The sequence below is a fragment of the Streptomyces flavidovirens DSM 40150 genome, assembly GCF_000429085.1.
Classification (GTDB): Bacteria; Actinomycetota; Actinomycetes; order Streptomycetales; family Streptomycetaceae; genus Streptomyces; species Streptomyces flavidovirens.
Genome location: NZ_AUBE01000002.1, coordinates 295,909 through 322,355, shown reverse-complemented (window position 1 = coordinate 322,355; position 26,447 = coordinate 295,909). Strand labels below are relative to the sequence as shown.

At 68.1% G+C, this 26,447-nt stretch carries 28 protein-coding genes and 1 pseudogene; 10 read left to right on the top strand and 19 right to left on the bottom strand.

Translation table 11 applies throughout. The annotated features are described in order from the left end of the window. The first annotated feature begins 11 nt into the window (after positions 1-11). Positions 12-350 carry a trypco2 family protein gene (locus G412_RS0104225; RefSeq protein WP_244282845.1) on the top strand — a complete coding sequence of 113 codons (339 nt, stop codon included), beginning with the start codon at positions 12-14 and terminating at the stop codon, positions 348-350. A 199-nt stretch (positions 351-549) separates the two neighbouring features. Further along, complete coding sequence (locus G412_RS0104220) at positions 550-1,530, top strand: hypothetical protein (RefSeq protein ID WP_028810965.1); 981 nt, start codon at positions 550-552, stop codon at positions 1,528-1,530. A gap of 70 nt (positions 1,531-1,600) precedes the next feature. Here the strand turns inward: G412_RS0104220 and G412_RS33245 are convergent, their stop codons facing one another. The 3 genes from G412_RS33245 to G412_RS0104200 all read right to left on the bottom strand — a co-directional run bounded on the left by G412_RS33245 (position 1,601) and on the right by G412_RS0104200 (position 4,261). Next, a complete protein-coding gene (locus G412_RS33245) occupies positions 1,601-2,089 on the bottom strand; it encodes a DinB family protein (RefSeq protein WP_244282844.1) in 489 nt (162 codons plus the stop codon). A 136-nt stretch (positions 2,090-2,225) separates the two neighbouring features. Further along, complete coding sequence (locus G412_RS0104205) at positions 2,226-3,002, bottom strand: DUF5707 domain-containing protein (protein WP_028810964.1); 777 nt, start codon at positions 3,000-3,002, stop codon at positions 2,226-2,228. A gap of 899 nt (positions 3,003-3,901) precedes the next feature. Next, a complete protein-coding gene (locus G412_RS0104200) occupies positions 3,902-4,261 on the bottom strand; it encodes a DUF805 domain-containing protein (RefSeq protein ID WP_028810963.1) in 360 nt (119 codons plus the stop codon). A gap of 1,459 nt (positions 4,262-5,720) precedes the next feature. On the opposite strand from G412_RS0104200, the gene G412_RS0104195 reads away from it, so the two are divergent. Beyond that, on the top strand, positions 5,721-6,989 hold the full coding sequence (locus tag G412_RS0104195) for an SNIPE associated domain-containing protein (RefSeq protein WP_028810962.1): 1,269 nt from the start codon (positions 5,721-5,723) through the stop codon (positions 6,987-6,989). A gap of 748 nt (positions 6,990-7,737) precedes the next feature. Here G412_RS0104195 and G412_RS0104185 read toward each other — a convergent pair. From G412_RS0104185 to G412_RS0104135, 10 genes are all read right to left on the bottom strand, one after another. Next, positions 7,738-8,028: a hypothetical protein gene (locus G412_RS0104185; protein ID WP_028810961.1), complete on the bottom strand. Its 291-nt coding sequence runs from the start codon at positions 8,026-8,028 to the stop codon at positions 7,738-7,740. A 423-nt stretch (positions 8,029-8,451) separates the two neighbouring features. Beyond that, positions 8,452-8,766, bottom strand: coding sequence for a DUF6087 family protein (locus tag G412_RS0104175; protein ID WP_028810960.1), 315 nt, complete (start codon positions 8,764-8,766; stop codon positions 8,452-8,454). Between the two features lie 65 nt (positions 8,767-8,831). Further along, positions 8,832-10,001, bottom strand: a complete 1,170-nt coding sequence (gene tgmC, locus G412_RS0104170; protein WP_028810959.1) for an ATP-grasp peptide maturase system methyltransferase — start codon at positions 9,999-10,001, stop codon at positions 8,832-8,834. Then, positions 9,998-10,963, bottom strand: a complete 966-nt coding sequence (tgmB, locus tag G412_RS0104165; protein ID WP_028810958.1) for an ATP-grasp ribosomal peptide maturase — start codon at positions 10,961-10,963, stop codon at positions 9,998-10,000. The genes tgmC and tgmB overlap by 4 nt, the downstream gene beginning before the upstream one ends. After that, the gene (gene tgmA / locus G412_RS0104160) at positions 10,963-11,223 is read right to left on the bottom strand and encodes a putative ATP-grasp-modified RiPP (RefSeq protein WP_028810957.1); all 261 of its coding nucleotides are present in this window, start codon (positions 11,221-11,223) and stop codon (positions 10,963-10,965) included. Before tgmA ends, tgmB begins: the two co-directional genes overlap by 1 nt. Positions 11,224-11,279: 56 nt before the next feature. Next, complete coding sequence (locus tag G412_RS39555; RefSeq protein ID WP_157839055.1) at positions 11,280-11,438, bottom strand: hypothetical protein; 159 nt, start codon at positions 11,436-11,438, stop codon at positions 11,280-11,282. A 152-nt stretch (positions 11,439-11,590) separates the two neighbouring features. Next, positions 11,591-11,893, bottom strand: coding sequence for a hypothetical protein (locus G412_RS0104150; protein ID WP_028810956.1), 303 nt, complete (start codon positions 11,891-11,893; stop codon positions 11,591-11,593). Between the two features lie 58 nt (positions 11,894-11,951). After that, positions 11,952-12,572, bottom strand: coding sequence for a hypothetical protein (locus G412_RS0104145; protein ID WP_157839054.1), 621 nt, complete (start codon positions 12,570-12,572; stop codon positions 11,952-11,954). Further along, positions 12,565-13,125: a DUF6415 family natural product biosynthesis protein gene (locus G412_RS0104140; RefSeq protein WP_028810954.1), complete on the bottom strand. Its 561-nt coding sequence runs from the start codon at positions 13,123-13,125 to the stop codon at positions 12,565-12,567. Before G412_RS0104140 ends, G412_RS0104145 begins: the two co-directional genes overlap by 8 nt. Next, complete coding sequence (locus G412_RS0104135; protein ID WP_037647750.1) at positions 13,125-13,541, bottom strand: ATP-binding protein; 417 nt, start codon at positions 13,539-13,541, stop codon at positions 13,125-13,127. Before G412_RS0104135 ends, G412_RS0104140 begins: the two co-directional genes overlap by 1 nt. A gap of 254 nt (positions 13,542-13,795) precedes the next feature. On the opposite strand from G412_RS0104135, the gene G412_RS0104130 reads away from it, so the two are divergent. Both G412_RS0104130 and G412_RS0104125 read left to right on the top strand, forming a co-directional pair. Beyond that, positions 13,796-15,055 carry a helix-turn-helix domain-containing protein gene (locus G412_RS0104130; protein WP_028810952.1) on the top strand — a complete coding sequence of 420 codons (1,260 nt, stop codon included), beginning with the start codon at positions 13,796-13,798 and terminating at the stop codon, positions 15,053-15,055. Beyond that, the gene (locus G412_RS0104125; protein ID WP_028810951.1) at positions 15,052-15,597 is read left to right on the top strand and encodes an acetyltransferase; all 546 of its coding nucleotides are present in this window, start codon (positions 15,052-15,054) and stop codon (positions 15,595-15,597) included. The genes G412_RS0104130 and G412_RS0104125 overlap by 4 nt, the downstream gene beginning before the upstream one ends. A 101-nt stretch (positions 15,598-15,698) precedes the next feature. Here the strand turns inward: G412_RS0104125 and G412_RS33240 are convergent, their stop codons facing one another. From G412_RS33240 to G412_RS33235, 4 genes are all read right to left on the bottom strand, one after another. Then, positions 15,699-17,429, bottom strand: coding sequence for a relaxase/mobilization nuclease domain-containing protein (locus G412_RS33240; RefSeq protein ID WP_051338118.1), 1,731 nt, complete (start codon positions 17,427-17,429; stop codon positions 15,699-15,701). After that, a complete protein-coding gene (locus G412_RS0104115; protein ID WP_028810950.1) occupies positions 17,419-18,012 on the bottom strand; it encodes a hypothetical protein in 594 nt (197 codons plus the stop codon). The genes G412_RS33240 and G412_RS0104115 overlap by 11 nt, the downstream gene beginning before the upstream one ends. A gap of 326 nt (positions 18,013-18,338) precedes the next feature. Further along, on the bottom strand, positions 18,339-19,595 hold the full coding sequence (locus G412_RS0104110; protein WP_028810949.1) for a DUF3631 domain-containing protein: 1,257 nt from the start codon (positions 19,593-19,595) through the stop codon (positions 18,339-18,341). A gap of 631 nt (positions 19,596-20,226) precedes the next feature. Further along, positions 20,227-20,451 carry a helix-turn-helix transcriptional regulator gene (locus G412_RS33235; protein ID WP_028810948.1) on the bottom strand — a complete coding sequence of 75 codons (225 nt, stop codon included), beginning with the start codon at positions 20,449-20,451 and terminating at the stop codon, positions 20,227-20,229. Positions 20,452-20,831: 380 nt separating this feature from the next. Between G412_RS33235 and G412_RS33225 the strand changes: the two genes are divergently transcribed. The 3 genes from G412_RS33225 to G412_RS33220 all read left to right on the top strand — a co-directional run bounded on the left by G412_RS33225 (position 20,832) and on the right by G412_RS33220 (position 22,792). Then, complete coding sequence (locus tag G412_RS33225; RefSeq protein ID WP_425274442.1) at positions 20,832-21,161, top strand: helix-turn-helix domain-containing protein; 330 nt, start codon at positions 20,832-20,834, stop codon at positions 21,159-21,161. Positions 21,162-21,214: 53 nt separating this feature from the next. Then, a complete protein-coding gene (locus G412_RS0104090) occupies positions 21,215-22,399 on the top strand; it encodes a tyrosine-type recombinase/integrase (protein ID WP_037647599.1) in 1,185 nt (394 codons plus the stop codon). A gap of 132 nt (positions 22,400-22,531) precedes the next feature. Further along, entirely contained in the window at positions 22,532-22,792 is a 261-nt protein-coding gene (locus G412_RS33220) for a hypothetical protein (RefSeq protein WP_244282842.1), read from the top strand. 69 nt (positions 22,793-22,861) lie between these two features. On the opposite strand, the gene G412_RS41335 is transcribed toward G412_RS33220, so the two are convergent. Together G412_RS41335 and G412_RS33215 are read right to left on the bottom strand one after the other, a co-directional pair. Continuing rightward, positions 22,862-23,194: a catalase gene (locus G412_RS41335; protein ID WP_028810946.1), complete on the bottom strand. Its 333-nt coding sequence runs from the start codon at positions 23,192-23,194 to the stop codon at positions 22,862-22,864. Between the two features lie 147 nt (positions 23,195-23,341). Further along, a pseudogene (locus G412_RS33215) lies at positions 23,342-23,836 on the bottom strand (Tn3 family transposase); the annotation flags it as partial. Between the two features lie 129 nt (positions 23,837-23,965). On the opposite strand from G412_RS33215, the gene G412_RS37680 reads away from it, so the two are divergent. Then, positions 23,966-24,848 (top strand): IS5 family transposase gene (locus G412_RS37680; RefSeq protein WP_106964006.1). Its coding sequence is split into 2 segments (ribosomal slippage): positions 23,966-24,514 and positions 24,516-24,848, totalling 882 coding nucleotides; the frame shifts between segments, so codons are not numbered across the junction. 149 nt (positions 24,849-24,997) lie between these two features. Further along, positions 24,998-26,380, top strand: coding sequence for a Vps62-related protein (locus G412_RS0104060; RefSeq protein WP_028810945.1), 1,383 nt, complete (start codon positions 24,998-25,000; stop codon positions 26,378-26,380). The last annotated feature ends 67 nt before the right edge of the window (positions 26,381-26,447 follow it).

The window sequence follows — 26,447 nt, the reverse complement described above, 5'->3', positions numbered from 1 at the left end:
AGCGGGGGGATGTGAGCAACTTGAACATGGACGACGCGGCGCAGGGTGTGGAACTGGCGGACGTGATCAGCCAGGTACGAGCCGAACTGGAGGAGTCTCAGCGCCGGGGCAGGGAGAGTGGGCTGCGCTTCCGGGTGGACAAGGTGAGCCTGGAATTCACGGTCCAGGTCCGCCGCGAGACCGGCGGCAAGGGCGGGCTACGCATCGGGGTGGTCACGGCGGACGCGGGCAGGACGACGGCGAACGACAGGACCCACCGCATCCTGGTGGAACTGCAGCCACGGGGCCGGGACGGTGACGACTGGGTGGATGTGGGCGGCGATGCGGCAACCGATCCGGAGGACGACTGAGGAGCGGTGCGGGGCGCGGGGCTGAATACCGCGCAACCCGTGTCCCGCGCCGGTGACCTCATGCATAGTTGGTGCCTTAAACCACTGGCCGACTGTCGAGGATGATCCACAAGCTCCACAGGCCTCCACGGACCTCCACAGGCCTCCGCAAGCTCCACAGGCTCCACAGGCTCATAAGCTCGGGCGCGAGAAGGTCCTCATGGTGTGCGAACGGTGCGGTGGCGGACAAAGGGCAGCGCTGCCGGGCATGGGCTGCCCGGTCTGCGGGGCAGTCGCGGGTGACGGCCGGGTGGCGAGCGGTTCCTGGGTCGCCCGCGAGACCGTGGCGGGCCGGCTGTCCACACTTTCCCGCGCCCGGAAGGCGCTGCTGGTGACGGCAGTTGTCGTCGCACTGGCGGTGCTCGTCACGTCGGCCACGCTGCTGGCCGACACGGACGGCGACAGCGACGGCGGTACGTCGGGCGGCCCGGCGGGCAACGCGGACGACCTGGCCCGCGGAGTACCGACCCGGATCGGCCCGACCGGACCGCCCGGCACTCCGGCCGCGCCGCCGGGCACGGCGAAGCCGGCCCCGAGCCGGGACCGGAGCAGCCCGGCCGCCACGCCCCGCCCCTCGGAGAAGGAACCGAAGGCCCCCAAGAAGCCGCCGCCCGTCCAGCATCCGCACCCCTCCTACACGGCATGGGCGGGACCCGGTTGCTCCTCCGGCCACTACGAGGAGTCAGGCAGGTTCGAGAACGGCGACGCGGGCTGGTACACGGTCAAGTCCGGCGGCTGGGATGACGGTTCCTGCGACGGACGCTTCTCCGCCGTCCCCATGTCGGGCTCTCCCGACAAGGACCGCGACAACTCCGCGACCTGGTCCTGGCGGGTCGGCGACAACTTCGACGAGTGCGCGCTGTCCGTGTACGTACCCAAGACCCACCGGGACACCGACGTGTCGGGCAACCCCACGTTCTACCGGCTGCTCGCCGACCCCGACGACAAAGAGTCGGCGTACGCCGCCTTCGCCGTACGCCAGACCGTCCACCGGGGCAGCCTGGTGTCGGTCGGAAGCTACGAGGTCAGGGACGGCCGGCTCGCGGTACAACTGCTCGACCGGGGCCGTGACTGGGGCGACGCCGACTTGGTCGGCGCCCACCACGCGGCAGCCCAGATGAAACTGACCTGCCGCGAGTAACCCCCCCAGCCGCCCCCAGCCACTACCCCAGCCGCCAACTCACCCACCCACCCACTCCCCAACCGATGCCTCAGACCCCCGACGTGCCGTCGATGCGCTCCCGCAGGAGGTCCGCGTGGCCGTTGTGCCGGGCGTATTCCTCGATCAGGTGCACGTAGATCCAGCGGAGGCTTATCTCCTGGCCGCGGTACTGCACCGTCTCTGTCAGTGCCCGCCCGGCACTGATCTCACGACCACGCGCGATCTCGCCCCGCCAGACCCGCAGCGCGTCGTCGATGCCCCGCCCCTCGACGAGCCCGAACCCCCTGTCGGCCCCATCGCCGCCCGTGCCGTCGCCCTCGCCGTACACCACCGGGACGTCCAGACCCCCGACCACCCGCTGGAACCAGTCGCGTTCGACCTCGGCCATGTGCTGGACAAGCCCGAGCAGCGTCATGGACGAGGGCGCGACAGAGGCCTCCCGTAACCGCCGGTCGTCCAAGCCCTCGCACTTCATGACGAGCGTGGCCCGTTGAAACTCGAGCCAGCCTTCCAGTGTGGTCCGTTCGTCGGCGTTCATGGGCGGGATCGGACGTCCGCCAAATGTGTCGGCATTCATGTACGCAAGACTGCCACCCACCACTGACAGCCCGCCCTGCGCCCGGCGCCAAGACGCGGGACGCAGGGCCGCCAGTCCCCTACTCCTACTCCTACTCCTACTGCACGTCGACGTAGTCGCCGGCTGCCGAGACGGCCGGGGTGGTCGTCGTACCGGCGAAGCTCCAACGCCAGTAACCGTCCGTGGACGCGGTGACGGTGGTCGTGAGCCCACCGGTGCTGGAGGTGTTCACGGTCTTGACGGTGCTGTACGTACTGGTGCCGGCCTTGCGGAACTGAAGCTTGACCGGCTGGGCGGTGTAGCCCGCGTAAGCGCCGGTGTCCCAGTTCGCGCGGGACAGCTTGCCGGTCACGGTGAGCGTCTTCCCGCTGGCCACCGGCTCAGGCCCCGCGTTGACGGTCAGCGTGGAGTGCCGCTGTACGCGGGTGGTCGTGTAGGCGTCCCTGATGGCCCGGCTGTCGTCCTCGGCCCACACCTCGACACCAACCTTCCACGTCCCGGCGTCGGCGTTGGTGAGCCACCAGTCGGGCTCGAAGGTGAACGTCTTCGAGCAGGTCGAGGTGGTCGAGCCGGCGGCGACGCAGTCGGCCGGAGTGGTGTCCTGGTCGGGCGTAATGAAACCGTCGGGGTTGTCGGGATCGGAGCCGCGCCACAGGTAGAAGTCGGCGTCCCAGATGCCCGAGGGGTCGGTGGCGGTCACCGAAGCGGTGATTGTGGTGTCGGCGGTGCCGACGACTATGTTCTTGCCGCCGTTGACGGCGACGCCGGTGATCTGGATGTCACCGACGGTCTCGTCCGCGTACGCCGCGGGGACGGTAAGTCCACCCAGTGCGGCGGCAGCGGTGAGTACAGCGAAGATTGCGCGCTTGCGCATGAATCTCCCCAGAGTATGAAGACGCACCCGCCGGATACACGACACGGCGAGCGAATGAGCGGCCCACTGTAAACACCCACCCACGCCTCCACAACGCCGGGTCAGTCACCACTCGCGCACTGCGTCGGCGTGGCTCTGTCCGTGATCGCGAGACGGCCCTCCTGACGCTCTCGCTCGTCTCTTCCCCGTCGCCGCCCATGGCGCCCCAGCGGGCGCCGCCTCGCCTGATCCAAGCGAACGACGTAGTCCGGCACGGCGAGTTCGAGCAGCGTCGTCTCAAGGTGCGGGGGAGTCATCGGAACCAGGCCGCACCTCCGAAGAGTCGTGCGTTGTCCAGAGCACAGCACCGACAGTGGACGAGGATCAATACCCCTAGGTCTGCGATGGCCTTCTCGCGGCCATCGGGGGTGATCCATCGGTGCGGCAGTAGCCCGGCTCGTACCGCGTGCCCACGCGCCACCTTCGAGGACACCGCCCCAGAATCCGAGCCGGAGCCCGAGGCGCGGAGAAGTCAGGCCCGGAGCCCGTGCGGGATGATGCGGAGTTGTGCGGGGATCAACTCCCTGCCCGCTAACGCAAATGGCCCCGGACGAGGAGCCCGAGGCCGAATGGAGCGCCTCCCTGGGGGATCCCCAGGTCAGAGCGGCAATGCGTTGTGCCCCGGCAGGATTCGAACCTGCGGCAGCCGCTTTAGGAGCGAGGTGGGGCCAGTTGGGCCGTGACCTGCCGCATGACGGCTTCGGTGGATGTCTGCTGCCGTCCCTGCCGGTCACCGGGGCTCCCCGTGACTCCCCGCCCGATCTGGCGCGGACTGCAGTTGATGGAACTCTCATGAGAACGGTCAGCAACGGTGGCCCGTCAGCCTCCTGGGTTGAGGGGCCACCGTGAGCGGGCGAATGTCAGGCAGCCGCAGCGGCCAGCTTCGGGTTCGGGCCGTGCTCATTCTCCTCCGGCTTGCCGTCGCTGGCCAGGAAGACCAGCAGGACGATAGCTCCCACCAGCGGGACCAGGGCGATGAGCAGCCACCAGCCGGAGCGTCCCGTGTCGTGGAGGCGACGGACGCTGACTGCGAGGCTAGGGAGCAGGACGGCGAGCTCGTAGATCACGGCGATGACGCCGGTGCCAAGGAGGCTGATGTCGATGGCCATCAGCGCGATATAGATGATCAAGCTGATGAGCGTGAACATCCAGTATTCCTGGCGGCGGGCGCGCCCGCTGAATGCGGCGTACTTCTTGAGGACGTCGATGTACCAGTGCATGGGTCCCCCCAGGGACGAGCGGTGGGGGCCGGTCCGAAAGAACAAGCCAGCGCGGAATGTAGATGGCCTGATGTACACCGGTCAAAAAGTTATCGGGCAGCGGCCGATCGGTGACCAGGGATGGCCGATAAGTCCCGAGTTCACCTACTTTGAAATCCGTGATCTCGTAACGGATCAGGCCGGTCCCGGCGAGGCAGCCGTCGATGATCTGCCACGGTGTTGGATCTTTCCAGCTTGGGCTTTGCAGCAGCCTCCGGGTGGACGTTCGACGCGGGGCGCGAACCGTAGGCATGGAGGGGCAGTGGTGCCGACATCCGGCCGGCGCCGCCGCGCTGTCTGCATCTCCGCCTGGGCGCGCGTGACATGGCCACAACCAAAGCGAAGGGCCAGTTCGAGAAATTCACCCTCTGAACTGGCCCTTAGTGCTGTGCCCCCGGCAGGATTCGAACCTGCGACACCCGTTTTCTCTGATCAAGGTCGTGACCTGGGGAAACTCCGCCATGACCGCGTTTGACCTGGAGAAACATGTCTCGGTGGTTCTTGCAGGTTCCCAGGGTTTCCCGGCCTTATGTGTGCTGAATCCGTTCCGGGCCGACTGCAGGGGGGCGACCTCGTGCCACAGGTCGCGGGCGCGCGCGGCGTGGCCAGGGGGAGGCACAAGACGCGGAGGAGTACGCGCCCGTGTGGTGGATCATCACCACGTTCACGGGGCCCCAGTTGCCGTGCTGGTCGCGGTTGTGGGCGCGCCAGGATCCGTGTTCGACAACGCCAAGTCGTGCGTTCTTGAGAACGGACAGGAACTTGTCCGCGGACAGAGGGGTGGCCACCTTCGCTTCACCGTCACCCGGTGCGTCAGGGGCGGTCGGCCGTGCCCGGGGGCGCCGGACCGGTCCCTCGAGGACGAAGGGCACTTCGCTGCCGGCGGAGGGCCGTCCTGACAGCGGCCGGAGTCTAACGGCTCCCTGCGGCTCACCCACCTCGTCGGATCTGCTGCCAGGAGGGCCAAAAACAGGAGATGGCAGGACGAAGGTCCACAAGGCCGAGTACGTTCGACTCGGCCCGCTGGCTGCCGGACGGCATCGGGGTTACGCCGGCCGTCTCTCGCCCTCGCGACAGGAGTCGTTGCCCCATGACCTACCGGTTCAACCCGCCGCCCACCTGGCCCGCCCCGCCGGAGGGGTGGAGCCCGCCACCGGGCTGGGAACCGGATCCCGCATGGCCCACACCCCCAGGCTGGCAGATCTGGATCCTGGAAGGGGCCGTGCCGCAGCCGAGCGCACCCGTTCCTCAGCAGTCCCCCTACGGTCCCCAGGCGACGGTCCCGGCCACAGGTGGGGGTCTGTTCGGCCGGCGCCGTAAGCAAGCGGAGTCCGAGGCGGCGCGTCTGGCGGGCGAGCTGGCGCTGATGGAAACACAGGTACGCGGACTACAGGAAGACAACCGTCACCTGACGGAGCAATTGAGTCGTCTCATCGGAGCCGACAGCGCTCAGATAGCCGCCGAACAGCAGCGACTGCGCCGCGCGCATGAGGAGAAGCTCCAAGAGATCGGACGGATCGACGCTCTCCTCGACGAGAAGATAGAGCACGCCGCCGAGAGCGCCGCGCAGTCCCTGGTTGACGTGCGCCGCCAAGCCGACGACATGGCTCGCCAGACGGCGGAGGCCGAACAGCGCCTCACGGCCGCGCGCCGGCATCTGGTGCTCACCGATGAGACGCGGATGCTGCAAGAGGCCGGCATTTACGAGTACCGCCATCCGCTCGCCGACGCGCTCGCCTACAAGGACCGGCTCGACAGTCTCAAGGCCCGCTACAAGCAGTTGGCGAGGGACGATCGGGCAGTGCTCGGGAACCAGTACTGGATGGTGGACGGCTCAGCTGCCAAGGGCCGCAAGATGGTCCGTGACTTCTCCAAGCTGATGCTGCGCGCGTACAACGCCGAGGCGGACAACGCAGTGCGCGGCATGAAGCCGCACCGGCTCGACTCGCTGATCGACCGGCTCGGCAAGACGCGGGAGTCGATCGCCCGGCTCGGCGCCACCATGCAGATCCGCATCGGCGATGACTACCACCAGCTGCGGGTCCAGGAGTTGGAGCTGACGGCGGACTACCTGGTGAGGAAGGAGACCGAGCGGGAGGAGCAGCGAGAGCTACGAGCCCAGCAGCGCGAGGAGGAGCGCCTGCAGCGTGAGATCGAGCGCGAGCGGCAGCGGCTGGAGAAGGAACGCAGCCACTACGAGGGCGCCCTGCGCCGCCTGCGCTCCGGCACCGGCGATGAGGCCGCCATCGCCGAACTTGAAGAAAAACTCGCCGAGTTGGGCGCCGAACTGGAGACGGTCGAGGCCCGCGAGGCCAACATCCGGGCCGGATACGTCTACGTTATCTCCAACGTCGGAGCGTTCGGCGAACGCATGGTCAAGATCGGTATGACCCGGCGCCTCGATCCCATGGACCGCGTCATCGAACTCGGGGACGCGTCCGTCCCCTTCCGCTTCGACGTACACGCCCTGATCTTCAGTGAGGACGCCGTCGGCCTGGAACGCCGCCTGCACCAGGAGTTCGAGTCCCGCCGCGTCAACCGGGTAAACCTACGCCGGGAGTTCTTCTACGTCACACCGGCAGACGTACGCGCCGCCCTGCAGCGGCTCGCCGGACAGCACCTCCTGGAGTTCCAGGACACGCCCGAGGCTCCTGAATGGAGGGCCAGCCAGACCGCTGTCGGGCGGTGACGGGCTCGACTCAGTCAACCTCGTCGGGTGCGTCCAGACGGCAGGCGGCGCCATCCAGACTGATCCAGGTGACCTTGGAGGTACTTCCCGCCGCGAGGTGAGCGGTCACTTCTCCGGTTGCGGTGATCGCGAGCCACACGGACACCTACACCTCGCTGATGCCCCAGTTCGAGCAGGAGGCCGCCGACGCCCCCGTGGGGTCGGTAGAAAACCCCGTAACCAGGATGTCGCCTAGCGTTACGTCCCCGCACACACGAAAACAGCCCCTCGGAGATCACTCCGAGGGGCTGTTCGAAGCTCCGTGCCTGGTCAGGCACTGTGCCCCCGGCAGGATTCGAACCTGCGACACCCGCTTTAGGAGTTTTCCCAGGGCAGGGCTGTGACCTGCGCAAATGCAGCGTGCGGCACGCTTGACCTGGGAAGATACCCCTCTGTAGTTCTCACGTGTTCACGGGGTTTCCCGTCCTCATGTGTGCTGAATCCGTTCCGCTGGGCCAGATGCCTGACGGTGCATCAACTGCGCCGTAACTTGAGGCCGGACGCCTATGCTGACGTGCCGCAGCGGTTCCGACCTGCCAAAGACTCACGAACCGCCCTGTCAGGTGTGCCGGGCCCCGGCAGCCAGGGGCGCACTCAGCGCCGTCCCACCGGGTGCGACCCTCCCATCACCCCGCCCACCGGGTGCGACAGCCCGTGGGGCCGCGACCCGACTGGCGGTCAGGTATGGGCGCAGGGCCGTCCGGAGGCGTCAGGCGATGAGTACGCTGTTGCCAAACTCAGAGACGGTCGACTCCGCGGGAAGGATGACCTCGGTGACCTCGCCGCTACAGGCCGACCCTGAGTACATGTACGCGACTGTGTCCGTGTGGTTGGAGACGCTCAGGGGCCGGCGGTCCGAGTCGTAGCAGCCGCTGGGCCATTCGTACGCGGTGTCGTTGATGATGAGCATTCCATCGGCCGCGACGGCGGAGCCCGGGACCGCGAAGACCAGCATTCCCGCCGCCACCAGGGAGCCGACCGTGAGTGCGATACGAGGCATGGGCATTCCTCCTGCCTTCCGGGCTGCCGTCCGCAGCCCTCACGAACACCAAACATACGCGATCACGCACAGAGCGTCACCGGGCGTGTGGGACTCAAGATTCCCCGCGCACTGCGCCGTTCATGCCGCCGTATCAGGCGGCGGACCGCAGAGACCGTCCAGCTCGGGACGGGCCCTCGGCGGGGGTAGGTCAGGCAGTGCGGCGGCGGTGCAGCTCGAAAGCGGAAGCCCAGTGTGGGTAGTCCTCGATCAACTTGCGGGTGTACAAGGCGGTGAAGTTGTTGTCGAGCCCCCGTACGCCCTGGGGGAGGCTCAACGCAGTGCCTCGAAAACGGCCTTGACAGGGCGGTTCGTGAGTCTTTGGCAGGTTCTGTCGTCGCCTGATGGTTAAACGGATATCAGGTCACGAACCGCCCTCTAAGGTCAGTGGTGGTCGGATCGTGGCGCTTGGGGCTTGCGGTGCTTGCCGGTTCCTGGGCCGAGGGGATTGGGTGCCGACCCCGGAGCGGGGGAGCTTTCCGTAGTGTCCGGGTGGAGGATGCGCTGTGCTTCTGCGAGGTTCGACGCGATGGTGTGCAGCTCCCACGCATGGCCGTTCCACCTCTCGATGGCGCGGGGCGCATCGGGATTCACGTGGGAGCCCTTCGGGCCTTCGCTGTTGGTGACCGGCGTGGCGCGCAGTCGGCCGATCTTCGCGTCACGGCGCTCCGCCCAGTTGGACAGCGGCTCGTCGTTCATCGCGCTTCCCTATGGCTCGGCGGTTGCTCTCTCAGGAGGGTAGCGGCCCTCTTCGGCGCCGATGGTCAGGCGAGGGGGTGCTGCCAGCGCAGTGCTGGGGTGTCGCCGATCCAGTACGTGTGGGCTTTGGCGGTGATGTGGAGCTGTACGGCGGTGATGTCGGGGCTTCCCGCGTCCTGCCATGCGGTGAGCGCTTGCTCGATGTCGTCCCATAGGGCCACGGGGCCACCCTGCCGGACGGTCCAGTTGTCGCCGTCAGAGGTGAACTCGGCGAAGGACTCGCGCTCGGGATCGAAGACGTACAGGAGCTGGGCGCCGTCGTTCGTCGTTGCGCGGACGAACTGTGCGCTGGGGGCAGCGAGCTGGGCGAGGAAGGCGGGCATCCACTCCTCCAGCATGGAGGGCGCCACCCTCGCCTCCCGGACATTGTCGGCGTAGGCGGTGCGGGCGGACAGGTCGCCGGTCACCGGCACCACGGCTTGCGAGCGTGCCTGCATGAACGAGGAGCGGCCGATGATCCGGCCCGCGGCGGTGCCGTCCTCGCCGACGGTGACCTTCGCGAGGCCGGTGCCGTAGGACCACGCGCCGCCGACGGTGGCCAGGATGGTCCCGCCGGGCCTGGTCTGCCTGATCCAGGTGTAGGGGATGCGGCGGACGGCGCAGGTGGCGATCACTCGGTCATACGGAGCGCGGCGCGGGTGTCCGAGAAGCCCGTCCCCGGTCACCGTCCAGGTCGAGAACCCGGCCGTTTCCAGCGCGGCATCTGCACGGGCCGCCACGGCCGTGTCCACCTCGATCGTCGTGACGTTGTCTTCGCCGAGGCGGTGGCACATCAGCGCGGAGGAGTATCCGGTGCCTGTGCCGATCTCCAGGACGCGGTGCCCGTCCTCCACGTCGAGGTGCTCGATCATGTCGACGACGGTGACCGGAGTGGTGGAGGAAGAGGTGGGCGAGCCCGCGACGAGATCCGTGGTCTGGTCGGCGGTCAGGTGTCCGTCGAGCTGGGTGGTCAGGGACTGGTCGCTGTAGGCGATCTGTGCCCACTCCGCCGGGTCGGCTCCTACAGCGGTGACCGGCCGCCATCGGCCGCCGTCCACGGGAAGGAAGACGCCGGGGTTCAGGAAGAGTTCGCGGGGTACAGCCTCCACCGCGGCTCGCCACTGGGGTGTCTTGAGGACGCCGGCCTTCTCCAGCCGGTCGGCCAGGGCACGCCGCTCGCGCGCGGTATCGGTCATGGGGATTCTCCTTGTGTCAGCAGGTCAGCGAATGCGGCGGACATCTTGAGTCCGGTGTTCTCCTCCAGCCACCCCCATTGGCCATTCGGATTCAGCTCCAGCCACCAGTAGTCACCCGCCCGGTCCACGGCGAGGTCAAAGCTCCCGGACACCAGCCGGAAGTGGTCCAGATAGGCAAGGAGGGCCTTGGCCACGAGGTCGGGCAGGTCTACCACGGTGTAGGAAAGGGCGGAGTAGTCCTTGCGCCAGTCCAGCAGGCCGGAGTCGATCCGTACGGCGAACACCCGCCGGCCGACCACCAGCACCCGTACGTCGGCAACCTTGTCCACGCGGGCCTGGAACAAGTGCGGCGTCACGCGCACGCTGTCGTCGATCTCGGCGGCCGTGACCGGTTCCGCCCAGCCGGTCACCGGAACGCCATCTCGCTCGTACGGGGTCCACCGCAGCGTCTTGTAGATCACCTGTCCGTGGGCCGTGATGAACACGCGTGCCTCGACCGGATCGTTGGTCACGAGCGTCGGCGGGACCGTAAGACCGAGGCGCTGAGCGAGGGCGAGCTGAGCGGGCTTGTAGTCGGCGGCTGCGTTGCGGAGTGGATGGTTGACCCACAGCGGACCGTCGAGGGCGTACAGCGTGCCTCCCAGCCCGTAGCGGACCTGAGCAGCCGCGAACCGCGCATCGTCGTCGCCCAGGTGCTGGAAGGCGGGCCAGACGGGCCGGCGCCAGTACACCGCCCGTAATCGGGACAGGTCGGTGGTTCTCGACGGGGTACGGACCTGCCCGGCCACAGGGGCCGGGCAGGTGCCGAACCGAGCCGAGACCGTCAGCTCCCCGCCGATGTCGGCGGGATTGAACCTGACCACCGGCACACCTCGCCGGTTCAGTTCGGCGATCACCATGTCGGCGGTGATGTCGTCCGCTTCGGTGACCACCAGGACCGGCCTCTTCTCGGTCGCGTTCATCAGTCCTGCTGGCTGTCCTGGTCGTGGCCCTGGTCGGGCGCGGAGTCGGAGTTCGTGGTCGTGGAGGTCTCGGTGCCGGAGCTGGTGCCGTGCCGACCCATCTCGACCACCTGGCCGAGACGGTCGCGGTACACGCCGGTCTGCGTGCCGGGGTCGATGGTGACCGTGGCGTGCGGGCGGCGAACGGTGGTCGGGTACGGCGCGAGTCGGCCGACACCCCAAGGGCGGGCGGGGATGAGCTGTTCAGCGGAAGTGGTCACGAAAGCTCCTCAGAGTCGGTTCGGGTGGACTGATGGAGTTGGCGCTATCGGTGCTGTTACGCGAGGAGCACCGCGTACGCGCCGAGCGGCTCGGCGGTGTCGCCGTCGCCCTCGTCGTCGGCGGCGCCGTTTTCCCCCGGCTCCTCGGCGATCTCGATGTCGCTCTCGACGACGTCGGGCTTTTCCGTCTCGGTCGTCTCGGTGATCGCGCGCATCGCGTGACCTCCTTTTGTCGTCGTGCCCGTGCCCGGCTGGGCTCGGGGTGGCCCGTCCGTCACTACGGAGCGGGCACCCGCCATCGGTTGGGCTGCCGGCCGTGATGGGTACCGGCGCCTCGGGAAGTCCCCGCCGGTGGCGGAAGTCGTCGTTACTTCGGCAGGAAGACGCCGAGGGTCAGTGCCATGAGCACGCCCATCACGGCCAGGTAGGTGTAGAGGGCGTGGACCACGGCCGGGTTCTGCTCGCGGATGACCTTCAGGGCGGCGAACCCAGACTTGCCTTCGGCCTGCGCCCGGAACCCGAAGGCGGAAATCCGCAGGCACGTGCGCTCGGCCGGCATGTCGGCGCCGCCCATTTGCTCGACCATGGCGTCAACGGCGTCATAGGGCTCGAAGAGTCTCTGCATGGCCAGGTAGGTGCGGATGCGGCGCAGGCTCCAGAACTCCGACATGGCTTCCTGTTCCTCATTTCTGTGGGGTGTAGATCTGCGCCTCCCGAACAGGGGCGGCTCAGGGGAGGTCTACGACGGTGACCTTGCGCAGCTCCCGAATGAGCTGGGAGGCCAGCACGGTGCGCAGGCGGTCGTCTCCGTACTTCAGCCACGGGATCGTGCCGTCGGTCCGCCATCCGGTTCCGGTCCACTGGTAGGCGACCCCGGACACGCCCCAGAGCCGAGGCAGCTTGACGCGCAGTGGAACGAAGCGGTCAGAGTGCGGGCACTGCTCGACCGCCACCCGCGCGCACCCCGCGCACACCGGGGGCATGTTCGTGAGCGAACCTTCCGGCCACGTCGGCGGGTCCTGCGGCATGCGCCAGTCCAGGAAGAGCCAGCCGTCCTCGTTGCGGCTCGCGGGCTCTGAGCACACCTGGCAGAGCAAGTCGTACATGCATTCGCGCTGACGGTCGGCGTTCATGAGGTTGTAGAGCGGCCTTCCCTTGCGGGAAGTGCGCTCAACGCGCGCCCAGAGCACTCCTCCTCGGTCGCGCTCGCCGGGCTGCGGCACCCTGTACGCGAGTCGTGGCTCCGGAGTGAAGTGAATGATCAGGTCGTTCTCTGGCCCGCCCTGTTCGTCGTCGTAGGCAACGACGAATGGCGTCACGGTTGGCTTGGAGAGCATCTTCCTAGGCACTGAGCGGCTCCTTCGAGTCCGCCGGGGAGGCTTTCCAGCCTTCACGCGCCAACAGAGCCAGGAGGTCACGAGCCGTCTGGGCCGCGTGCCTGGCGCTCTTCCGGGACGGCTGGCATTCTTCGTCGGCAAGGGTCCGAGCTCGGTTGACCATCTCGCGGACGACGGCGCGGCCCGTGTCCAACTGCGCCTCCGCCTCCTGTGCGAGGGCGGAGAGGTAGCCCTGAAGCGTGAGTACGGTCGCGTTAAGCTCGCCATCCTCAGCCTTGTCCAGGTGGCTGCTGAGCACGTAGTCCGCCGTCTGCTGGATGGCCTCGGCCGTGATGGGCGTCGCCGGCTCGCTGCCCCGGTCCTGGACCTGCTGGCGCCGCATCGCGTCGAGAAACCGCAGGAGGAGGTCCGTGTCCGGCTGCACCTCCTCTGACACGGCGAATCCGCGCTCGGGCAGGGCGTGCCCCCATGCGGAGCCGGTCTCACGGCGGTCGGCGGACCCGCGAAGCGCGAGGCCGCGGGGAACGATGGAGAAGGACACCCGCCGCTTGGCGTGCCTGGCCATCAAGCGCTCCCCTCGGTGCGGAGATCGGCCCAGACGACCTTGCCCCAGGCGCGGTAGTCGACGCCCCAGTTGTCCGCCACGCTGTCAACGAGGAGCAGGCCGCGGCCGGCTTCCTCGTCCGTGTTCGGCGTTGCGGCAGCAGGCTTGGTCCGAGACTTGTCGGATACGGCCACCCGGACTCGGCCCCCTGCGGGGCGTTCCACGCTGACGCGCACGCTGTGGCAGTGACTGTGCTGCACAGCGTTCGCTACCAGCTCGGAAACGATGAGCTGCCCGTCATCGATCAGGTGGCTGAGCTGCCACGTGTGCAGGGCGGCGCTGACCAGCAGCCGAGCTTGGCTCGCGGATTCCGCCTCACACGGCAGCGTCTCGCTGTAGCCAGGGGAACCGGTGGCGTTGGGCCTTGTCGCGATCATGGTCACGAGGTCTTCCCTCCGGGGATGGTGGAGCAGCCGACCCCTCGGGGCGGGGTCGGTTGCTCTCCTCCGTGTCGCCGGGCTGGAGTGCCGTGGGAGGGCAGGCTGCCTGGCGACTCGGACCAGTCAACGACCGAGGGATGCTGAGAAACAGGAAGGAGTGTGTTCCGTTCAGGCGGCACCGACCGGAAAACTTTGCGTTCGCATTACTCCCGCTCTGGTGCGGGATGTACTGGTGCGGCTACGTTCGGTTCATGGGAGCGAACGCCATCCTGAGACGCCGGATGGAGGAACTTGGTCTCACGCAGGAAGAGTTGGCACGTCGGATGAACCAGGCCCTCCAGGAGATCACCGGGAAACCGGGGGATGTCTCGGCGCGTACCGTCCGCAACCTGCTGGGGGGCAAAACCAAGCGGCCTATCGGACGCAACTGTGCCGCGCTTGAGAGGGTTTTCGGGTGCCCGACTGAGGACTTAGGGTTCAGCCCACCACGCACCGCAGCTCCGCAGGAGGACCCCGTGCGGCGTCGCACCTTCATCACTTCGGCCGCAGGCACCACGGCAGCCGTTGCCGCACCAGCCCTCGCCTCCCCCAAGCGCGTTGGCCACAGCGACGTGGCCCGCCTTGAGGCAAAGTTTGCTGCGATCGTCGCCCAGGACCATCGGTACGGCGGGCGCGTGAGCATCGAGACCCAAGCCTCTGCCCTGGCAGGCGAAGCGCTGTCGCTACTCCAGCGGGGAGCTACCAGCCAGAGAGTGCGGAGCAGCATCTACACGTGCGCCGCGTCGTTCACCTCCAGCGCCCTATGGGCAGCGATCGACGGCCGCCGGTTCAATGAGGCGCAGCGCTATCTCGACCGCGCGTCCAGCCTCGCCGCGATGTCCGGAGATCCTGCCATCCAATTCCGCATCTGGTCCCATGCCGGCAGCCTCTATCGGCACCTCGGCCGTCCCATCGACGCCCTGGCCGCCAACGACGTGGCACGCACCCTCCCCATCACCAGACGCGACCCGCTCTTTGCCTCGCTGGGGCACGCACGCCATGCGGCGATCTTCGGCCTGACCGGTGACCGCATCGCCGTGAGGCGATCTATCGACAAGGCCCAGGCCGCCTACGGGCGCGCGGAACCCGACATCGAGCGGCCCACATGGATGACGGCCTTCTTCGATCAGGCCGAAATCGAAAGTCTTGCCCTCACCGCACACCTCGGCCTCGGCGACTACGCACGGGCCGAAGCACACGCTCACCGGAGTATCGCGCTGCTCCGTCCCCACATGCAGCGAAGCCGGGCTATTGCCACCGCCCGGCTCGCGCACGCCCAGCTTGGGCAGGGAGACCTGGAACCCGCTGTCTCGACCGCCATGACCATCACCAGCGGCGCCAGCAGCTCACACCCTCGGGTGGCTCGAATGCTCAACGAATTCGGCGACAAGCTCCGCTCCGCAGCGCTGCACAGCAAGGCAGCCGAGACTTGGGACCAATACATCCATGACTTTCGAAGGGACGCCTCGTGAAGACAGCGGGCATCGAACTCCGACACTTCTCTGAGGTGGAAGCGGTCTGGGACACGTTGATCGGGATCTACGCCGAGGTTCGAGCCGACCGTCTCCACGACCCTCACTACTCCGTCGAACGGTACGGCGAGCGCCTGGCTCGCCATGCCACGGAACCAGGCTGGGAAGCTGTCGTCGGGTATGACGGAGAGGAAGCTGTCGGCTACATCTACGCCAACCGTATCGAGCATGACGATCGCTGGTGGAAGCGGATCAACCACCCACTGTCCGAAGCCATCACCCAGCCCTCCACCCTGGCCATCAAGGAACTGATGGTCCGAGTGCCGTGGCGCAAGACAGGAGCCTCACGGCGCATCCACGACTCCCTCCTCGCACATCGCGCCGAGGAGCAAGTGACCCTTATGGTCAACCCCCTGGCCGGCGACGGAAAGGTCCACGGCCTCTACGAGTCATGGGGGTACAAGGACATAGGGCAGTCCCAGCCCTCACCTGATTCGCCGGTTCTCATGGCCATGGTGCGCGCCCGCCGCCAAGCAGGCTGAAGAGCGAAGGGGCACCCCGGCCGTCCGTCGCCAGTGGACAGCGAAGCGCCCCTCCGCCCGAGCAGCCGCCAGATGGAACCCATGACGTGCGCCGACACCGCCTAACTCCGCGGCCTTGCGTGTCCCGTTTCGGGACGGCTACCGTGCCGCCCGCGTTCCTCAGGCTGCGTCGTCCTCACGGCCGTAGCTGAAGGTGTCGACGCAGAGGGCTGCGAGGACGTGGCGCCGATGGGTCGCCTGCGTGCGGCCCGTGCTCGCTTGTTGGGCTGGGTGGTGATGCGCCAGTTGAGGACCTCGGCGGGGTGTTCTGCGGTGTCGAGTTCTCGGTGGGCGACGACTTCGGCCAGGAAGCGGCGGGGGTTGTGGCCGGCGGTTTCGGCGCGGGCGAGGGTGGTGGTCAGGGCGATCCAGGACGGGTCGGTGAGGATGCGGTCGGCGTGGTCGGGGATGGCCGCACGAAGATCGTCCTCGTAGCGGCGGATGGTTGTGGCGCGGGGAGCGCGTCGGGCGAGGTCTGCCAGGACCGGCTTGGCGGCCCGCTGGTAGCCGGCCTGCAGGTGGCGGAAGGCTTCCTCGGCTGCTGCGACCTGCTGCTGGTGGCCGCGTTGCTCGTGCCACTTCGCGGCGGCGCGCGCCAGGTGGAGGGCGGCGAAGACCAGGGCGATGGCGAGGCCGCCCGGCTCATGGGAGGCGTAGGCGAGCTCCTTGGCGGCCTCGCGCAGGGCGGTGGCGGCCTGGTGATCGGCGCGGACCGTCGAGCGGCGCGCGCGGTCGAACGCCCGCGCTGCCGCATGCAGTTCCGCCCGATGCGGGCCGGAGGTGGCGCTCGCCACGTTGTACAGGGCGTCGCCGAAGGCGGCCAGGTGGCCCTGGGCGGCGGCTTCGTCGCCGGAGTTAAGGATGGTGTGGGCGGTGTGCAGGGCGCTGGTGGTGTGCCGCCATGCCTCGTCGGGGTCCGCCACATGCTGCGGGCGGTCGGCCACATTCTGGGTGGGAAGGCGTTCGCGGAGGCGGTTGATGGACAGGTCGGGGGCGAGTTTAGAGCCGCCGTACCAGACCGGTTCGTCTTGGGCGGTGTCGCCGGGGGCGGCGAGGCTGTAGCCGATTACGTCGCCGGTCTCGGGGCCGATGCGGGTCTTGACCTGGATGCCCAAGGACTGCAGGACGGTGAAGTAATCCTCCACGGTGCGTACGGCGGCAGCCACGGCGTATGCCTGTTCGCGCAGCCACTGGCGGGCGGTGACCTGCTGGCCCTGGCGCTGGGCCTTGGCGCGCTCGGCGCCGGTCGGTGTGGGCGGTGCGGTGAGGTCGCCGGACTTCAGGCGGCGCAGTCCGAATTCGGCTTCGATCTTGCGGCACTCCTGCTGTGCCCGCTGGCCGTCGCGGTGGGTGCGGGGGCGGCGCCCGTCAGCGCGAACGGTGGTGGCCATGATGTGGATGTGGTCGTCGGCGTGCCGTACCGCGATCCACCGGCATGCTTTCTCGTCGCCCTCGGGCGCGATGCCTGTGGCGGCCACGATGCGGCGGGCGACTTCTGCCCACTCGGTGTCGGTGAGGTAGCGGTCGCCGGGTGCGGTGCGGACCGGACAGTGCCACACGTGCTGCGGCGGTTTGTGGCCGCCCAGTTCGCGGGTCCGCAGGTCGACGTGGTGGTCTAGGCGCCTGGCGAGCTGGGTGTAGGTGGCCTCAGGGTCGCGGCCGGGGTCGGGGGCGCCGGCCATGTCCCAGGCGGCGACGATGTGCGGGTCGGTGTGCTCGTCGCGGCGGCCGGGGCCGAAGAGGTAGACGATCAGTCCGCGTGTGTCGGAGCCGGTGGAGACGTCAGGCACCATGCGCAGTGCCCTCCGCCACGAGCTGGTCGATCAGCCGGTAGCTGCGCTGGACTGCCTGGTCGACGTGGTCCAGCACGACGTGCGCGTGCTCGGGGATCGCGCCCCGGTGGATGGCCCCGGTGATCTGGTTGAGGTTGCGGCCGACGCGGTTCAACGCGATGGTGTGTGCCTCCATGGCCTCGATCAGCGGGCGGATCGGATCGTCCTCCGGGCTGCCGGCCATGCCCGCCTTGCCGAGGGCGACGGCGAGCGCGGCGTCGCCGACGAACCCGGCGAACTTCTGACCACGCCGCTCGGCCTCCTTGGCGATGACGCGGACTGCGGTCGGGGTGAAGCGGATGGTCTTTTCCTGGTCGCGCTTCTCGGTAGTGCGCTTGCGGTTCATCAGCGCGGGCAGCACGGGGGCATCGATCTCGCGCCACGAAAGCTGCTCGACGGGCGGCTGGGCATCGGCGGGCGGTCGGGCATCGGCGGGCGGCTCGGCGGGCGGGGCGGGGCAGGCGGCAACGGGCGGGGGGCTGGGCTCGGGCATTCCCACCCCAGGCTCGGGCGCCCCCTGGCGCCCGGCCTCTTCCCCCGCCACCCCTGGGGCGGGGGCAAGCGCGGACGAAGCCTCGTTAGAGGCTCGTTCGCTCCAGCTTGCTGCTGATCGTCGGGCCAGGCCGAACAGACCCCTGCGGCGGTGGGTAAACGTGGTGTTGGTGGCGTGGTTGTCGGGCATGGGTGGTGCTCCAGTGGCGTGTGGGCAGGGCGACGTCACGTCCGTCACGTCCGTTGCGTGGCTGGTCAGCACAGGTACGGCCAGATGCGCAGGTACGGAGTGATCCGTATTGGCAAGGAAGATCGTCCCCGCGCTGACCTGCGCGGGGACGATCGTTACGGAGGGAGACGGACCCAGGGGAAGGTGGGTCAGCGGGCTCGGTTGGGGCCGGTGATGCCGCCGGGCGGGCCGATGGGCAGCGTGCCGGTCGGGGCAGCGGGCGGCTTGCCGTGTGCGGGCGGCGCGGGCGTGAACTCGTGCCCGGGTGCGGGGACCGTCTGGGCGGGGCCGGGGCAGTAGCGCGCCCAGGCGTCGAGGAACTGGTTGCGGGCGTACGCCTTTGCCTGCCTGCCGTTCTCGAAGCGCTGGTTGCCCGGACTGATGCCGAAGTCCCTCAGCAGGTTGGCCAGGTGGTGGGCGTTCAGGCCCTTGGTCCCGTACTCCGCCCACGGCGCCTCGGCGTCCTGGACCAGCGCCGCGAGCACATCCTGCGTACGCAGGGCCTCCTTGTTGCCCTCCTGCTCGAAGACGCGGCGGATGTCCCGCAGCAGCCGCGTCTTCAGGCTCGTCTGCTCATCCTGGACGACCTCGTGCCGCGTCATCGCCAAGCAGGCCGCACGCGCCTGCGCGGGCCAGTGGCCGCCGGCCAGGTCGGCGACGATGACCAGCGGCTCCCAGGTGTCCGCAGCCCGGTCCTCGACCGGCATCTTCGGCACGTAGGCCGCAGCGGCACTCCGCAGCGGGGTTAGCCACGCGGTCAGCCGGTCGCGCACCGCGTGCAGTTCCGGCACGGAGTACCGCGAGCGGAACGGGGTGATCCGCTCGCCCGGCTTGCGCTTCTGCATGCGGATGACGACCGCCCGGTCCATGATCGTGTCGGGCAGGTCGCCGATGCCGGCGAGGGCTGCCATGGCGAAGGTGGGGAACGCGGTGGGCTTGTGCTCCGGTCCGGAGATGCGCCAGGCGGGCCGGTTGCGCTGGTGCCCGGCGTTCAGCAGGCCGCGCAGATCCTCCTTCTCGCCCGCCTTGGGGCCGAAGATGGTGTCGGCCTCGTCCACCAGCAGCGTCGGCGGGTTCTTGCCGATGACACGGAAGACCACTGCCGGTGAGGTGTTCACCGTCATCATCGGCTGGTGCACGGTCTCGTGCAGCACGTCCAGGACACGGGACTTGCCGCACCCCTTCGTCGGCCCCACCACCGCCAGACGCGGCGCGTGCTGAAGGGCGGGCTGGATGTGAGAGGCCGCCACCCACAAGGTGACCGCCGTCAGGGCTTCCTGGTTCGGCAGCACTACGTACCGGCCGACCGCCGCCCGCAGCTCATCCAGCAGCGCGGCCCCGTCTGCGTCCGCCTCGACGCTGGGGCCTTCCCGGTCCCCGGTCCCCGACCCGGCGTCGGGGACCACGGTCCCCGCAGACTCGTGGGGACCCCGGTCCCCACCATCTGCCCGGAACGTGGTCCGCTCGTCCGGAATTCGGGGACCGCGTTCGGGGACCGGCTGACCGGAAGTCTCCACCTGGTCCCCGACTTCCGGTCCGCTCCCGCCGGAACCAGGCGACTGGTCCGGGCGCAAGGCGACCTCTGGTCCGCCCGGACCGGCGTGGTCCGCGTCGTTTGGTCCGGTCCGCACGCCGCTGACCTGCGCGTATTCCGCGCCGGGTGATATCCGGTCCGCGACCGGAAGGTTGGTCCGCGTCTCGCTGGCGGACCGGCCCCTGCCTTCCGGCGCATGCGGACCAACAGCACTGTGCGACTGGTCCGCGGTCCCCGAGGCGGCGGGGCGTGACTCCGCCCGGCCCCCGTTGCGCCAGGGGATCCCCTGGCCGGGGACCGCAGGGGCAGGCCAGACGACCTTGGGGGATGCGTTCGATGCGGCGGGGGACGTAGAGTCCTCCATAGACGTTCCTCTCTGGTGAGGGGCAGGACGGGCTAGGTCCGCCCCTCACCGGCTCAATCGTTCAGGGATGGGCGATGCGTAGGGGAATCTCCGACCCCTGGCGTTGGCGCGCCGAGGGGCCGCTCTGTTTCCCCGTGAGTCATGCCGTCAGGTCGTACGAGGTCTGCTGGTCGAGCCAGGCGTCGACCTCGCGCCAGCGGTAGCGCAGGTGCCGACCGACCTTGTGAACCTTCGGGCCGATACCCCGGTACTTCCACTGGTAGAGGGTCTTCACCGGCACCCCGAGGTAGGCCGCGATCTCAGCGGGCGTGGCGAGCGCGCCGCGCTCGGCGACCGTGGCAGGGCGAGGGAATCCGTTGGGCAAGTGCACTCCATATCAGTTTCGGGTGACGGGCATGGGTAAGAAAGCCACACGCTTCGAGCTCTGTCCACATGCCTCTCTGGGCATTCCGCAGCAGCCCCGAATGGCGGGGCAACCGAAGAGGGCATAACTGTAAGAGCGAATCGCCGGTTGACCAAAAAGTTCGCTGGCCCGTCCGGTTCGCGCTCGAAAAATCCGCGTACGTGCTCAGTGATCCGTCTCAGGGAAGTGGCAGGCCACAAGCCTGCTGCGGCGCCTGCCAATGCCCCGCCGCTTAAGCGGCGGGGACCATACCACGCGATTTGCGATACACCGAACCGCCCATTCCCGCCGAGGTCCCGTGCGCCTGCGAGTTCTGTAGAGTTCTAGAACTAACTATTGCCATGGACGCCGATTTCGAGTTACAGATATCCGTCATGGCTACTTACCCAATCGAAATCGGACCGGCCGGAATCGGCACCGCTCGCAATATCGAGGCAGCCCGTGTGGCGTGCCGCCTCACCCAGCGGCAGCTCGCCGAGCGCTGCACTGCGCTGGGCCGCCCGATGACCAACAACGTCGTGAGCCGCACCGAACGTGGTCGTCGCCGTTGCGACGTGGACGACCTCGTCGCCATCGCCAACGCTCTCGGCGTCTCGCCGCTGGCGCTGCTGCGGCCTTCCTCGGTCGACTTCTCGACCGCCGTGTCCGGCGGCGTCGCGGAAGGGGTCTGATGGCGCGCGTCTGGATAGAGGACCGCATTGGGCATGCGGCGTACGTGCGAGCTGTGGCAGCGGCCAAGCAGGTAGGCCGCACCCCTCCTGGGCGCTACCGCGTGCGCTGGTATGACCCGGACGGCAAACCCAAGATGAAGACCCTGACCCGAAAGGTCGATGCCGAAGCCGAGCGGACGAGGGTGGAGTCCCGGATCGCCGATGGCACCTACCGCGACCCGGCTGCGGCACGGGTGAAGTTCGCCGAGGTGGCGGAGTCCTGGCTGGCTGCGCAGGTCCACCTCAAGCGATCAACTCGCAACCGCTATCGAGGCGTTCTCGACGTCCATGTGATCCCCAAGTGGGGCACCACGCCGCTTGACCGCATCCGTTTCGAGGACATCGCCGAATGGTTGGCGGACATGCTGTCGGGTGAGGCTGCGGGAGGAAGAAAGCTCAGCGCACGCTCGGTGCGCAAGGCGTATGTCGTCCTCAGTCGGGTACTCGGCTTCGCCGTCAAGTCCCGTCGCCTGGCGTTCAACCCGGCATCCGGCGTTCCCTTGCCAAAGCCGGTACCGGCTGACCACGTCTACCTTGACGACCTCCAGGCCGAAGCGCTCGCCGACGCGGCGGGAGCGTACCGGGTTTTCATCCTGCTGCTGGCCTACACGGGGCTGCGCTGGGGCGAGGCGTCCGCGCTGAAGGTGGGGCGCGTCGACCTCGATGCCTGCCGGGCGCACATCGTTGAGGCGTACGTCGAGGACAACGGCAAGCTCTACCTCGACTCGCCGAAGAACCACGAGCGCCGATCCGTCCCGATCCCTCGGTTCCTCGCCGAGGAGCTGAAGCACCACGTCGAGGGGCGAGGGGAGGGGGAGCTGCTGTTCACCGCTCCGCAGGGCGGACCGCTGCGGGCGCGCAACTTCCGCCAGCGGTTCTTCGCGCCGGCGGTCACCAAGGCGGGCCTTGGCCACCTCAAGCTCACCCCGCACAAGCTGCGGCATACGGCCGCCTCGCTCGCCATCGCCAGCGGAGCGGACGTCAACGTCGTCCAGACCATGCTCGGCCACAAGTCCGCGACCCTGACGCTGGACACGTATGGCCACCTCTTCCCGGACCGCCTCGACGAGGTCTCGAAGAAGATGCACAAGCGCCGCTCCAGGCAACTGGCCAAGGCCAAGGCCAAGCTGGAGAAGGCAGAAAAGAAAGCGCGCAAGGCTGCCGCGACTGTGGCCGTCCTCGAAGACGCTGCCGCGTGATGGGGAAGGACCTCGCCTGCCGGGCTGTCGCGCCGAGTGCATGACAGCCCGATCCTGCGCCGTTGGCTGAGCGCAAGCCAGTGGCGCAGACGGGCTTGCTAGTGCTGTGACCACATAGGGTCGCCGGGCGACATGCCGGGCAAGGTCGCCGACTTCCTCCACGCCGCTGACCTGGAGCCCGTCGAGCGTGCCGTGCTCGACCAGGGAGTAACCGTGCGGCTCGGCCAGGGCTACACGCTGCGCGTCACCGCCGTTCCTGCCGTGCACCGTCAGCTCCTTGCCCGCTGTCTGCCTCTCGACGGCGGCCAGGGCGTCCCGGCGGTCCCGGCCCAGCGCAAGGCCCGACGCGAGTACGAGAACCGGGTCAGTGCACTCGTGCCGCCCGGACCATGATCGTTCTCAGCGCCAACGGCTGTACCGATGCTCCAACCGCCGTCAATAGATCCGCCCGGACGGGTGTATCTACTTCTCGACGAACTGGAAGTCCTCCAGCAGGGTGGGGCCGTCCGGGCCCATGGTCAGCGCGTTCTGGTTGTTGTCAACGGGCTGGCCATCGTTCGTCGTCAGGACCATGTTCCTCGTGGTGATCTGCGGTCCTGCGGGTCCGGCGGTGTAGATGGCGACCGGGGTGCCGCTGGCGTCCACGACGGTCAGGGTGGCCGGGATCGTGTTCCCGCCGACGGCAACCAGCACGGTGGTGCCCCCGCGGGCGCCCAGCGTTACGGTGGCCGGCTTCGGCTGTGGCTTCGTGTTTGAGGGTGCCTCGGTCGGCTTGGGGTTGTGCTTGTCGCTCATGTCAACATCCTCCAGAAATCAAGGGGGTACCAGCTCGCCTCACCATACGAACAAGACGCAGATTCGCAGGCTTACCCCGGGCCCGAACACCAACTGTTGTCAAGGCGCCCGGGCGGGAAGCGCGACCGCCCGGGCGCCTGGTCGTGTTCACCGCACCCACTCGTACTCGTCGTCAGCGTCCCATCCGGCGTCGCGGTCGCCTTCGAGCAGATCGTTGATCCCGTCCTCGGTGAGGACATCGCGCACATCGTCCATGGACATCATGGTGCCGAGCAGTCCCCGGCCGTTCAGGCGGCCGTGCCGAAGCCGGCCGCGGCCGGGTCCGTCTCGCGCAACGGGGCGAAGTCCACGTCCAGGTTCGGGTCGTACGCCTGCGGCTGGATACCCAGCTCGTGCGTGCTGTACTCGCCGAACCAGTTGATGTGCTCGGTCAGGTACGGCGAGCGAGATATGCGCCAGGTCCTCCCACTCGATCGTCCAGCCCTCCTCCAGCAGATGGCGGACGATCTCGGCGATGTCCAGGGCGCTGTGGAAGATCACCGCGTTCGTGAGCAGTGCGTTGCATTTCATCGCCTTCTCCTGATCGACGGGGTCGTTGTCGGCGATGACGCCGCGGTTGCCGAAGCCGACCCACTGGGAGAACCGGTTGAACGACCGAGTCCAGTCGGTCCGGGCACCGACGCCGCCAACCCGGCGAACCTATGCAGTCAGAGCACTAGAGCCTGTTTGGTGGGTCGGTGACAATCCGGGCAGCCGATCGTTCAGAGCAGTGTGGGGCGGGGAGATCTCACCGATACAGAATGGGCGCGACTTGAGCCGCACTTACCGAAGAGCGTCGGCCGGGGCGGGCGGTGGAAGGATCACCGGCAGGTCATCAACGGGATCTTGTTCCGCCTGCGGACCGGTATCCCGTGGCGGGACCTTCCGGGTCGGTTTGGAAGCTGGCAGACCTGTTACGACCGGCATCGGCGCTGGTCAGCGGATGGCACTTGGCAGAGGATCTTTCGGAGTGTGCGGGCCGATGCCGACCAGCAGGGCCGCATTGACTGGTCCATGGTGAGTGTGGATTCCACTGTCTGCCGGGCACATCAGCATGCCGCTGGTGCTCGCAAGGAGCCTCCACGGGTGCGTGGCGGGCGCAGCTGGCCCGTTCAGCACCGGTCAGATGAGGCTCTGGGGCGCTCACGCGGGGGCTTGAGCACGAAAATTCACTTGGTTGGTGAGGGCGGGCTGCGGCCCCTGTCTTTGCTGGTGACGCCAGGCCAGTACGGCGATGGCCCGCAGATGATCCCCGTATTGGAGCGTGTACGTGTCTTCCGGCACTGCGGGGGGGCACCCGCGCACTCGACCAGACCACGTCAGCGGCGACAAAGCATACAGTTCCCGCCGCAACCGACGTTACCTGCGCCGCCGTCAGGTCAAGCACACCATTCCCGAGCGCCGTGACCAGCGGGCTCATCGACGACGTCGTGGCAGCAACGGCCGCAGGCCCGCCGGTTTCACCCCGATGCACTATGCCCGCAGGAACGAGGTCGAGCGCCTGATCAATCGGCTGAAGTCCTTCCGGGCCGTGGCCACCGGGTTCGGCAAGCGAGCCTTTGTCTTCCACGGCACCGTGACTGTTGCGGCTGTGAGGCTGTGGCCCCGCTCGTGACGGGCTTGCCCGCTTGTGGCCATGGCAGATTCTCGCCCTATCACGCTGTGCTCATGCGCTCTAATCTCTGGTGATCGCCTTCGCTGGGCTTCGGCGCAGCGGGCACAGGCGACTACCTCAGCACGTTCCGATGCCCGGAGGTGTACTGCATGGTCGATACCGCGGTGAAGTACGGAGCCCTTCAACTGTCCTTCGCGAACCAGTTTTCGTTCGCATGGAACGACAAGGACACCGGGTCGAAGTTCAAGAACGACATCGCCTTCTGGAGGCCCGGCCGTTTCTCTTCCACTGCCCGTCCACCGGCAGTCGGGAACCTGGTCGTCAAGGACTTCCACGACCCGCACGGGCGGTTCAACTACCTGTTCCTGGACGAGGCCGCAGCCGGCGGGCAGATGCTCAAGGCGCCGGTGGACTACCGGTTCCTGTGGAACGACAGGGGGACCGGGTCGAAGTTCTACGGCACGATCTGGCGTCCGATTCCGCCGCCCGGCTACGTGGTACTGAGCGACCTGTTCTGGCCCGGGCGGGACAAGCCGCCGCTCAATGCCGTCTCCTGCGTCCGCAAGACGCTCGACGGACGGAACTATGTCCGCCCGGCCGAGATCGGCCATGAGGTGTGGAACGACCGCGGGTCCGGGTCGAGCGGCGACGACATCGCCCTGTGGTCGATCGACGCGCCGCCGCTGTTCGACAACGACGGAGAGCGTCTGATCGTCCCGGTCGGCGGCTTCACCTACGTCCAGCACTACAACACCCCTTCGCCGAACGAGGTGTGCTGGGTACTGGACCTGCCAGCCGTGGTGGAAACCAACCCTGGCCCCAGCACCCCACAGCTGACAAGCTATGCCAGGCCACCGGCCACCGAGCAGATCACCGACCGTGTCCTGACCGTCCCGCACACCATGGTCAAGGACCCCGACCGCGACGCGGCCTGGCAGTACACGAACTCCCCCTTCTACAAGGTGCGGCGCAAGCGCCGGTTCACGCTGATCGTGCACGGCCACAACACCACCTCGCAGACCCAGACGCCGGAAGAGGAGGTGACCACGGGCGTGACCAAGGAGAAGTCGGAAGCCTTCAGCGTCAAGACTGGCATCTCGGTGACCACCAGCGGTGGCGTCTCTCTCGGTTTCGCCGAGGCCAGGACCGAAATCAGCATCTCTCTGGAGATGGGCTACGAGTCCAGGACCTCCCTGAGCATCTTCGAGAGCAAGACACTCAGGCGCGGCATCGCGATCGCCCCGAATTCAGCGGGCGCCCTGTGGTGCGACCACCACGAACTCAACCTGGTCCGCGCAGACGGCAGCGTCGTCGGCACCGGGCAAGACATGGACATGAACATCCCCAGCTACTACTGGGCAGCATTCCCACAGGGATCCGGAGGTGGGCCAACGGGCGAACTGGACCTCGCCGAGGCACAGCACCAGGTCTGGCAGGCCCCCGCGCCCGACACGGACTTCGAGCTGCTGGCAAAGGCTGGCCCCCCACCCGGGGCCGTAGACCCTCTGCCTGAAGAGAAGGCCAGCACCTGACCGGCCCACCGCGCTCGGCAAGTGAGGGGTAACGGACGAACCATCTGTTACCCCTCAACTTGCCCTT